This window comes from Aestuariibaculum sp. M13, assembly GCF_024723255.1.
Lineage (GTDB): Bacteria > Bacteroidota > Bacteroidia > Flavobacteriales > Flavobacteriaceae > Aestuariibaculum > Aestuariibaculum lutulentum.
In genome coordinates this window covers 139,548-151,314 of sequence record NZ_JANIAC010000001.1, presented here as the reverse complement: position 1 = coordinate 151,314, position 11,767 = coordinate 139,548, and the positions used below count along the sequence as shown (strand labels likewise).

Sequence of the window (11,767 nt, the reverse complement as noted above, 5' to 3'; positions counted from 1 at the left end):
TCATGATATAAATTATTGAACAAAATAAAACTTAAAACTAATGAATAACCAAAAACGAAATTTCTTGAAGCTTGCACTGATGAGTTTTTTATCAGTTAGTTTGTTTTCATGTAAAACACAGGAAAAGTACACCACCTATTTGTTTACCTATTTTACAGGGAATACAGGAAATGAAGAAGCTATAAGATATGCTTTGAGTCAGGATGGGTATAATTATTATGCGCTTAATGGTAATAACCCGATTATAGATTCCAAGGATATCAGTTCTACGGGAGGCGTTCGCGACCCTCATATTTTAAGAGGAGCTGATGGAAAAACCTTTTACATGGTAGTAACCGATATGGTTTCAGCCAACGGATGGAGTTCTAATAGAGCTATGGTTTTAATGAAATCAACCGATTTAATTAACTGGACATCTACGGTAATCAATATTCCTAAAACTTATCCAGAGGAATTTGGTGATGTTGTACGTGTTTGGGCACCACAAACCATTTATGATAGTAAGACAAAGCAGTATATGATTTACTGGTCAATGTTGGGAGCCGAAGGCCCGGATATTATTTATTATGCGTATGCCAATAAAGATTTTACCGGTCTTGCAACAACACCAAAGCAATTATTCTTTAGCCCGACCAATAGTGCATGTATCGATGGTGATATCATCTATAAAGATGGAGTGTATAATTTGTTTTTTAAGAATGAAAGTCACGGCGGAGGTATCAGAAAAGCCGTTTCCAATACCTTAACTGAAGGTTATGTTCAACAAGAAGGCTTTTACGATCAAACGGATGCAGCCGTTGAAGGTTCAGGGATTTTTAAACTTATAGATTCTGATGAGTATATTTTAATGTACGATATGTATACTTCGGGAACCTATCAGTTTACAAAATCAAGCGACTTAGAACATTTCACAGTGGTTGATGATGCCATATCAATGAATTTTCATCCACGTCACGGAACCGTAATTCGTATTACAGAAAGTGAGAAAAATGCTTTGTTGGAGAAATGGGGAACTTTAGATAAAAGTGCTTTTGTAAGTTTTAATGGTGAAGGTGTCAGACAAAACAATGTCGATGTAAATGATGAAGATCAAACCATTTATATACCTGTAGTTCTTGGTACTGATATCACTAATTTAGATTTAAAAATTGAAACGCTTCCTTGGGTAAATATACTAACTACAGGGGCTCAGGATTTTTCAAATGGAGCAGTAGATTATATCTTCGAAACTGCCGATAAGCAAAAAACATATAAAGTCTCAGTTCATGAAGATAACAATCCGGTGTTAAGCGGATTCTATGCCGATCCGGAAATTATTTTTTCTCATAAAACAAATAAGTATTATATCTATCCAACCAGCGACGGATTTCACGGCTGGTCTGGGACGTATTTTAAAACCTTTTCATCACCAGATTTAGTAAACTGGACTGATGAAGGTGTGATTTTAGATCTTAAGAAAGATGTGAGTTGGGCAGACCGAAACGCCTGGGCACCTTGTGCTATTGAGAAAAAAGTAGATGGGGAGTACAAGTATTTCTATTATTTCACAGCAGCTCAAAAAATAGGGGTAGCTGTAGCCGATAATCCGGAAGGACCTTTTGTCGATTCAGGTCAGCCTATCATAGGAGAAAAACCGGAAGGAATCAATAGAGGTCAGGAGATTGATCCGGATATTTTTACCGACCCTGTTTCCGGAAAGAGTTATTTATATTGGGGTAATGGTTATATGGGCGTTGTTGAATTAAACGATGATATGATTTCCGTAAAACCAAATAGTTTTAAACGTTTAAATCCGGGAGGCACGTTTAGAGAAGGTACTGAAGTATTTTACAGAAACGGAACATACTATTTTTTATGGTCTGAAGACGATACAAGAAGTCCGAATTATCGCATACGATACGCTACTGCCGATTCGCCTTTGGGGCCTTTAAATATTCCTGAAAACAATTTAATTTTAGAAAAAAGACCAGAAAAAGGAATCTACGGAACAGGACATAATAGTGTAATTCAAACGCCAGGAACCGATATTTGGCATATTGTTTATCATAGATTTAACCGACCTAAAGGCATTACTATGGGTGGTGCAGCAGGGTTTAATCGTGAGGTCTGTATCGATAAATTGGAGTTTAACGAAGATGGAAGTATTAAACCGGTAGAACCAACTGTTTCAGGAATTCTATCTTTAAACTAAACCTGAAATTTGTCAATCTGAACTTGTTTCAGATTCCCACTTAACAAGTTAAGATGAAGTGGAGTTTTGTTCTAAAAAAAGGAATGATGCTTAGATAATGAATAACATAACAGCAAATTGGCATATGAAATTTTATAAACACATATTAACTTTATTTTTAGTGGCGATATTTGGGCTTTTCGGTTGCAAAACCTCTAAAAACTCGATAAAAGAAGAAGATTTTAGTGCTTATTTGATGACCTATTTTAAAGACGATGACCATAGTTTACATATGGCTTTAAGTGCTGATGGTTATACGTTTACAGATATAAATAAAGGAAAAGCCATTGTTGCAGGCGATACTATTTCCAGCCAGAAAGGTATTCGCGATCCGCATATATCAAGAGGTCCCGATGGAGCGTTTTATGTAGTCATGACCGATTTACATATTTTCGGAAAAGAAAAAGGGATCCGAAATACCCAATGGGAGCGTCCCGGGGAGCAATTTGATTGGGGTAATAACCGAGGCTTTGTTTTGATGAAATCCTACGATTTAATCCATTGGACGCACAGTAACTTCCTATTTAATGAACATTTTGAAGGCTTTGAAAATATTGGCTGTGCCTGGGCGCCTCAAAGTATTTATGATCCTAAGGAAAAAAAAATGATGGTATATTTTACCATGCGAATGGGGCATGGGTTAACGAAATTGTATTATGCCTATGCTAATGAAGATTTTACCAAATTAATCACCGAACCAATACCGTTATTTGAATATCCTGATGAAACCATTCAAATTTTAGATGCTGATATTTCTCGAATGTCAGACGGACGTTATTGCATGACTTACGTAGCTCAGGAACGCCATATTGGTGTAAAAATGGCTTTTTCTAACGAGATTAATTCAGGCTATGAATACAATCCGGAATGGGTTGATAAGGAACCGGGTTCTTGTGAAGCCCCAAATGTTTGGAAGCGTTTTGATAAAGACACTTGGGTGTTGATGTACGATATTTATAGTATCAATCCGCATAATTTCGGATTTGTAGAAACATCAGATTTTAAAAACTTTAAGGATTTAGGTCATTTTAATGAAGGGGCAATGAAAACAACTAATTTTTCATCGCCTAAACATGGCGCTGTAATTCATTTATCTAAGAAGGAAGCAGTTCAGTTAGCTAAACATTGGAATTATAATTTAACTTTTGAAAAATGAAATTAATAAATAGCATTTTAGTATCAACATTAGGAACAATTGGTTTATTACAAAACACATTTGCTCAGGAATCTGAACAGTTGAAAAGTAGTAGTGTCGTGTATAAATGGGAAGCCAACGGCAACCCAGTGGTAACTCATAAATATACTGCTGATGCAGCGGCTTTGGTACACAACGACACACTTTTTATTTATACGGGAGAAGATTTTAAAGGCGGTCAAACACGGTATAATATTTTAAACTGGTGTGTATTTGCAACTACCGATATGAAACATTTCTGGGAGTATAAAACGCCATTGAAAGCATCAGATTTTTCCTGGGGCGAGCAAAATGCGGCCTGGGCAAGTCAGGTGATAGAACGTAATGGTAAATTTTATTGGTATACGAGTTCTCAAACAACGGGTATTGGGGTAGCTGTTTCCGATAGACCGGAAGGCCCTTTTAAAGATGCTTTAGGAAAAGCTCTGTTTACTAACGAAGACAGCTTTGGAAAAACACACAGCTGGAGAACTATTGACCCTACGGTGTTTATTGATGATGATGGACAAGCATGGATTTACTGGGGCAACGGGGCCTGTTGGGTTGCCAAGTTGAATGAAGATATGATTTCATACGATAAAGATTTTGGAATTAAAATGGTGGATATTCAAGGCGACATGGATTTCCCATTCACCGAAGCGCCATGGATTCAGAAAAGAAATGGCAAGTATCTATTGTCTTTTGCTGTTGGGTTTCCGGAGCGTATCGCTTATGCCATAAGTGATAAACCTGAAGGCCCATATCAATATAAAGAAGTGATTAATGAAATTGCCGGGAATAGCAATACCAACCATCAGGCCATTATTGATTTTAAGGGTGAATCGTATTTTATTTATCACAACGGCGGGATTCAAACCGATGGCGGAAGTTTCAGCCGTTCAATATGTATTGATAAACTGGAATATAAAAAAGACGGTACTATTAAACCGGTGGTCATGACGACAAAAGGCGTAAGCAATTAAGCGATATAAACTAAACAACTAAAATGAAACACCCATTATTAAAATTTAATCACACTGCAGCATGTTAATTTGGGTGTTCCATGTGACCATTAAAAAACAATAAATATTGACACATGAAATTAATTAACGTATTCAAGGTATTCGCTATTACTATATTACTAGTAGCTTGCGGAACCAGTAAGCAGCAGAAACAAACCGATTTTAAATTCTGGGCTTTAACCCCTCCAATGGGTTGGAACAGTTGGGATTGTTTCGGGCCTTCGGTGGTTGAAGATGAGGTAAAAGCCAATGCCGATTATATGGCTAAACATCTTAAAGATTATGGTTGGGAATATGTTGTGGTTGATATTCGTTGGTATGCCGATAACCAGACATCAGGGCACTATAATAAATATGATCAAACCGATTTTATTATCGACGAATATGGCCGATATATGCCCTCAATAAAACGTTTTCCGTCCTCAGTAAATGGAGCAGGTTTTAAACCTTTGGCCGATTATATTCATAGTTTAGGGTTAAAATTCGGAATCCATATTATGCGAGGCGTACCAAAGGAAGCGGTGTTCAATAAAATGCCTGTTAAAGGAACCGGTATTACAGCCGATCAAATTTATTCAACTGAATATGAATGTACTTGGTTACAGGACAATTATACAGTTGTAAAAGATAAACCCGGGGCACAGGAGTATTATAATTCTATCTTCGATATGTATGCTTCCTGGGGACTGGATTTTGTAAAGGTGGACGATTTATCACGTCCGTATCACACTGATGAAATTGAGATGATTCGGAAAGCCATCGACCAAACAGGAAGACCAATTGTTTTAAGTATGTCGCCGGGTGCAACACCTGTCGATGAACACGAACATGCTACAGCAAATGCCAATATGTGGCGTACCATTGATGATTTCTGGGATAACTGGGCACAGTTAAATTATTCTTTTGAAAAATGTGCCGAATGGGCACCTTATATTTCACCCGGAGCCTGGCCAGATGCCGATATGTTACCCATGGGGAAATTTATTCGTGGCGAACGCGCAACAAACCGTTATACTAAATTTACTAAAGACGAACAGTACACTTTAATGACCTTATGGACCATGTTCAAATCACCTTTAATGTTTGGTGGTAATCTGCCGGATAACGATGAATTTACAAACATGCTGCTAACCAATAAAGAAGTGCTGGAAGTTCACAGTAAATCAATAAACAACAAGCAATGGTTTGATGAGGATGATATAATTGGATGGACAGCCGATGATCCGGATAGTGATGATAAGTTTGTAGCGGTTTTTAATAGTGCGGGAGACGGGTTTGTGTCAACAAAAAGTTTGTTGTACAGAAGTGGAACCGTGTCGCATTTAACCGATGGTTTTGGTGAAGATATTGATGTCGAACTCCCGGAAGGAAGTACCGATTTATATTTAATTGTAAATGATGGCGGCGACGGGTATTCGTGGGATCATGCCAACTGGATTAACCCAACCATTCATTTAGACAATGGAGATAAGGTAAAACTAACCGATTTAACTTGGGAAGAAGGCTTTGCGGGTTGGGGAACCATAGGTGTCAATAAAAGTGTATCTGGAGGTCAATTGAATGTTAAAGGAACAATTTATGACAACGGCATCGGGACACATTCTCAATCTATAATTCACTACAAACTTCCTGAAAACAGTAAACGATTTACGGCTTTTGGAGGTTTAGATATTGTTGGAACGAATGACAAATCAGGATCAACCGTAGAGTTTATGATTTCAACTGAGGATCCCAAAATTATGAATGAAGATCCAACGGCGATTCCTGTTGATTTGGAAGCTCTGGGTTTTAATGGAGAGTGTACAATCAGAGATTTATGGAATCATAAAGATTTGGGAACCTATTCAGGTTTAGATTTTGCACCGACCATTAATTACCATGGCGCTGGATTGTATCGAATTTCAAAAGCTAAATAAAACATGTTGCTAAATTTGAATTTTAAAAAGACTGGTTTCACTATAACAGTGGTTTGTCTTTTCGTCTGTTTAAACGTTTTTGCTCAAAGAGAAGTAAAGCATAATATTCCTTTAAAAAGTATTCGTTTGAGCGATCCGGCGATTCTAGCTGATAAAGGGTCTCAAACCTATTACATGACCGGAACGGGAGGTCTGTTATGGAAGAGTAAAGATTTAAAATTCTGGGAAGGTCCGTACCACGTGGCTAAGACCAACCCGGATTCATGGATGGGGTCAAATCCCATGATTTGGGCAGCAGAACTTCATCAGTATAAAAACAAATATTACTATTTCGCAACGTTCACCAACCGAGATGTTAAAATTGATACTGTAGCTGGAAATGTAATTGAACGTCGCGCCAGCCATATTCTTGTTAGCGATAAACCCGAAGGACCTTACGTTCCTATGGCAGATGATATTTATTTGCCAGCCAATAAACCAACTTTAGATGGTACTTTTTGGGTAGATACTAATGGAAAACCATATATGGTGTATTGTTACGAGTGGTTACAAAATGGGAATGGTACCATGGAAAAAATTGAATTAAAACCTGATTTAAGTGGTTCGATTGGAGAAGGGCAATTATTATTTAAAGCCAGCGATTCGCCATGGAGTCGGGAAAAAGATGAATACGGTAATGACAAGCCGAATAAAGTTACCGATGGTCCTTATTTATTTAAAACGGGCACAGGTCGTTTAGGGATGATTTGGACCAGCTGGATCTATGATGTATACACACAGGGCGTAGCCTATTCAGAAAGCGGGACGCTTGATGGGCCTTGGATTCAGGAAAAAGACCCGATTACACCACCTAATTTTGGGCATGGTATGTTGTTTAAAACTTTCGAAGGAAAAACCTTAATGTCTGCGCATAGTCATAAAAAAGTAAATGACAGAACGGTTAGAATTCCACATTTGTTTGAAGTGGATTTAACATGGGAAAAACTAATTGTAAAAAAAGAGTATTTAGTTGAATAATATGAGTTTTATAAAGTCTTTATCGTGGGTTTTTATGTTTTTTGCATTGGGTAGTTTTGTAGGATTTTCACAAACCACTAACAATGTTTTTGAGATAGAAAACCCCGATTATAATCTAAGTCCGTACACAGGAATGACAAAGCAGCACTGGAAAGATGCTGCTTTGTACTTGCTTGAAGGTGCATTTAGTTATATCCAAACTTTGGATGACCCGATGAAGTTTCCAAAGCAACCGGGAAAAAGTTATCCTCATAATGAAAGTCGTGTACCAACCGAAAAACTGGAAGGGTTATGCAGAACTTTATTTGTAGCAGCACCATTGCTTAAGGATAATCCCGATTTAAAGGTTAACAACATAAATGTTGCAGATTACTACCGTTATCAAATCGGTAAATTAACAGATGTGAACAGCGAATCCTATATTGTACCTAGACCAAAAAATGGAGGGGCAAGTCAGAATCTGGTAGAATTTGGAGCTTTGGCATTATCGATGCTTATCAGTCCGGATGTGCTTTGGGAACCGTTAACACAAGAGACTAAAGATAATTTGGCGAGTATCATGTTAAGTTATGGTGATGGACCTACGGTAGATTCTAACTGGAAGTTTTTTAACATTTTTGTATTGAGTTTTTTTAAGGAGCAAGGCTACGAGGTTAACGAAGATTTATTGGTAGAATATCTGGAAAAATCCTTGACGCATTATCGCGGGCAAGGCTGGTATAACGATAGCCCGGCATACGATTATTACAGCATGTGGGCGTTTCAAATGTATGGTATGATTTGGTCAGAATATGTTGGAAAACAATATTACCCGGAAATAGCCTCAAAATTCATTAATAACTTTAAAGATTTAAAAAATAATTATCCATATCTGTTTAGTGAAGATGGTAAAATGATTATGTATGGAAGGAGCATTAGTTACCGTATTGGATCTATTATTCCGTTTCCATTGATGGGATTAGAAGATGATAAACAAGATATTAATTTTGGCTGGATGCGTCGTATTTCGTCTGGGGTTATTAAGCAGTTTTTTACGCATCCCGATTTTATGAAAGATCGAGTGCCAACACTTGGTTTTTATGGTGCCTTTGAACCTGCGGTACAAAATTATAGTTGTCGTGGCAGTGTGTATTGGATGGGGAAAGCCTTTTTAGGATTGTTAGTGCCGGATGACAATCCGTTTTGGACAGCGACTGAGAATAATGGCGCATGGGATGAGACCTTCAAAAAGGATAAAGTTTACAATACATTTCAGGAAGCTTCAGAGATATTAATTACCGATTACCCAAATAGTGGTACTTCCGAAATACGTGCCTGGTGTCATGAAAAGGTAAAGGACGACTGGCAGAAATTCCGATCTACCGAAAATTACAATAGACTGTCTTATAACAGTGATTTCCCTTGGCAAGCCGATGGGGAACATGGTGAAGTGGCCATGAATTATGTGATAAAAAATAAGAATAACGATTGGGAAGCCTTCCGTTTATACAATTTTAAAAAGTTTAAAAATGGCGTATATTATCGGGATGTGGTATTAGAAACCGACGAGAAAATTAAATTTAGTTTAGCCGATATTCCTTTAGCCAATGGTATTTTAAGGGTAGATAGAAATGAAAGTGATAAGCCTATCTCTATGCGTTTGGGGCATTATGCTTTGCCGCAATTGGAATCAGAAATCATAGTTAAAAAGAAAAAAGTAAAAGGCTATGAAGCTACCATAATTGATAATGGAAGATATAAATTGGCTATGATTCCAATAATGGGATGGGATAAAACTGAGGTTATTGAAACTAAAGACTTACATCCTGAAAGTGAATATAGTAAAGTTATAAATGTTGAAAAAAATGAAAGTGTATCTAATACACTTAAATCGAAAATTTATATTACCTTGATGCTCTGGAAAAAGTCCGGCCATAAATGGACAACCAACCAACTAATACCAATTAAGAATATTAAGCTTTTAGATGATGGAGGTATTGATATCGAAATTAAAGGCTCAGAAACTAAAACTGTTAACTACTAAATGTCATGTCTGTTTAAGTATTTGTATTGTTTTTAGTTTCTTAACTAACTTAAACGCACAAACTTTTGAGCGTATAGAAAACTACGCCGGATTGGGTACTGCCACCCAAAACAATGGAACAGCCTTGGCCGATTACGATGCCGATGGCGATCTGGATATTTTTGTAGTAGCGAAAGCTCAGGATGTTACAGGTAGCTCAAATACACACAGTAAGCTATTTCGTAACAATAACGATGGTACATTTACAGATATAACCAATACTACAGGCTTGGTTAATTTATTTCCTGTCGATGAAGCCAGTGATTATACCGATGCTTTAAACGGATTTAAATATGGTGCTTTTTGGGGCGATTATGATAATGATGGTTACCCGGACATATTTTTTACACATATTTTCAAAGTTCAGCTTTTTCATAATGAGGGAGATGGTACTTTTAAAGAAGTTACTCAGGAAGCTGGTTTTAAAAAATACAATCAGAATGTTAATACAGGGGCAACCTGGTTTGATTACAATAACGATGGATTTCTTGATATTTATATTTCCGATTGGGGATCAGAAGATGAAGGGAATCGACTTTTTAAAAATAATGGAGATGGAACGTTTACTAATGTAACGAGTATTATTCAGGGCGTTTTAGTTAATAAACATTCATACCAAAGTGTACCTTTTGACTTTAATGGAGATGGTTGGATGGATTTATATGTCGCTAATGATTATGCTACTGAATCTAATGACTTATACATTAACAACAAGGGCTTAGGTTTTACAGAAGAAGCTGCTACTTATGGTTTAGATTTCTCTAAGGACGATATGGGTATTGCTGTTGGAGATTACAATGGTGATGGTGCTTTCGATATGTATATCACTGCTATTGGTGATAATCAACTTTTTGAAAATCAAGGAAACAATTCATTTGTAAATAAAGGGCGAAGTTTAGGGGTTTATAATACTGGCTGGGCCTGGGATGTTGTTTTTTCAGATTTTGATTTAGACCGCGATGAAGATTTGTTTGTTGTTAATGGCTTTGAATTTGGTAGTTCTGGGAGATATAAGAATACCTATTATGAAAATTCTATAGAAAATTTTGTGTCTCGATTGGTTGACAGTTCAACCCGAGTGGGATTAGGTGAAGAAACAATCAGTGTTACGGAAGCTGTATTTGATTATGATAACGATGGTGATTTAGACATATTTGTAACCAATAATGACGGACCGTCCTATTTTTATGAAAACAAACTTACCGATGTTAATCAGCCTGCCAAGGATTTGCATTGGTTCAAAGTGAAGCTTGAAGGTACGACGTCTAATCGTGATGCGATTGGTACCACATTATCTGTAAAAACAGCCAGAGGTTTGTTGCATCGCTATTATAGCGGAAAAGGTTTTTTGTCTCAGCACTTAAAACCAGTACACTTTGGGTTAGGATCTGATACCGAAATTCTTGAACTTAAAATCACCTGGCCATCTGGTCTTGTGGAGACCCATACCAATATTCCGGCAGACAAAACGATTTTAGCTAGAGAAGGTAATGGTTATCAGATTCTCGATGTTCAGCCTAGCATAAAACCTTATGGTTGTATGGACCCTAATTCCTGTAATTATAATCCTGATGCGACAGTAAATACCTGGAGTTGTAATTATCTGGAAACTTCTAAAATTACCGGAACCATTAAAACGCATAAAACCAGTATTGAGTCTTACAGTTACCCTGTGACAACTGATATATCTTTAACATGGAAAGTGACCGGAGGAGAAATAATAGAAGAACCAGGCATTGGTAATATTATCGTAAAATGGGGAACAGGGAGCACAGGAACAATAACTTTAACAGCGTCCAATGCAAAATGTATTAGTGAACCTGTTGTGTTATCGGTAACCTTGTTGGATGAAGAAGTGAATTTTAAGGAACAGTCCATCGCTCGCTTATGGAATGAAACGTTACTATCATTAATCCGAAAAGACTATGCACGGCCTACGGTTCATGCAAGAAATCTGTTTCATACCAGTGTGGTGCTGTATGATGCTTGGGCATTATACGACGATAAAGCCTCAACGTACTTAATTGGGAATAACTTGCATGGTTTTAATAGTAATTTTGAAGGATTTAAAACCACCGAAAACCTTATTGAAGCCCGAAAGAAAACGATAAGTTATGCCGCATATCGATTATTAAGCGAACGTTTTGCTCATGCACCAAATCCGAGTTTATCACAAAGTATTTTGGACGAAGTGATGGCAGGATTAGGGTATGATATTTCCAATACCGATACAGATTATACCACAGGAAACCCCATAGCCTTAGGAAATTTTATTGCCAGTGAGATGATTGCTTACGGACTTCAGGACGGCTCGAATGAAATCAATCAGTACGCCAACCAGTATTA

7 protein-coding genes are annotated in these 11,767 nt (G+C 37.2%); all 7 read left to right on the top strand.

Annotated elements, in window-relative coordinates:
• Nucleotides 1-79: 79 nt before the first annotated feature.
• A complete protein-coding gene (locus NO995_RS00640; protein ID WP_258225854.1) occupies nt 80-2,191 on the top strand; it encodes a family 43 glycosylhydrolase in 2,112 nt (703 codons plus the stop codon).
• Between the two features lie 124 nt (nt 2,192-2,315).
• Nucleotides 2,316-3,386 (top strand): glycoside hydrolase family 43 protein, encoded by a 1,071-nt coding sequence (locus NO995_RS00635; protein WP_258225853.1) that lies wholly within the window; start codon nt 2,316-2,318, stop codon nt 3,384-3,386.
• The gene (locus NO995_RS00630) at nt 3,383-4,387 is read left to right on the top strand and encodes a glycoside hydrolase family 43 protein (protein WP_258225852.1); all 1,005 of its coding nucleotides are present in this window, start codon (nt 3,383-3,385) and stop codon (nt 4,385-4,387) included. Before NO995_RS00635 ends, NO995_RS00630 begins: the two co-directional genes overlap by 4 nt.
• A 113-nt stretch (nt 4,388-4,500) precedes the next feature.
• Entirely contained in the window at nt 4,501-6,342 is a 1,842-nt protein-coding gene (locus tag NO995_RS00625; protein WP_258225851.1) for an NPCBM/NEW2 domain-containing protein, read from the top strand.
• A 15-nt stretch (nt 6,343-6,357) separates the two neighbouring features.
• Nucleotides 6,358-7,359 carry a glycoside hydrolase family 43 protein gene (locus NO995_RS00620; protein WP_258225850.1) on the top strand — a complete coding sequence of 334 codons (1,002 nt, stop codon included), beginning with the start codon at nt 6,358-6,360 and terminating at the stop codon, nt 7,357-7,359.
• Between the two features lies 1 nt (nt 7,360).
• Complete coding sequence (locus NO995_RS00615) at nt 7,361-9,382, top strand: DUF2264 domain-containing protein (protein WP_258225849.1); 2,022 nt, start codon at nt 7,361-7,363, stop codon at nt 9,380-9,382.
• A partial coding sequence (locus NO995_RS00610) for a CRTAC1 family protein (protein ID WP_258225848.1) occupies nt 9,324-11,767 on the top strand: 2,444 nt, incomplete at its 3' end. The genes NO995_RS00615 and NO995_RS00610, both read left to right, overlap by 59 nt.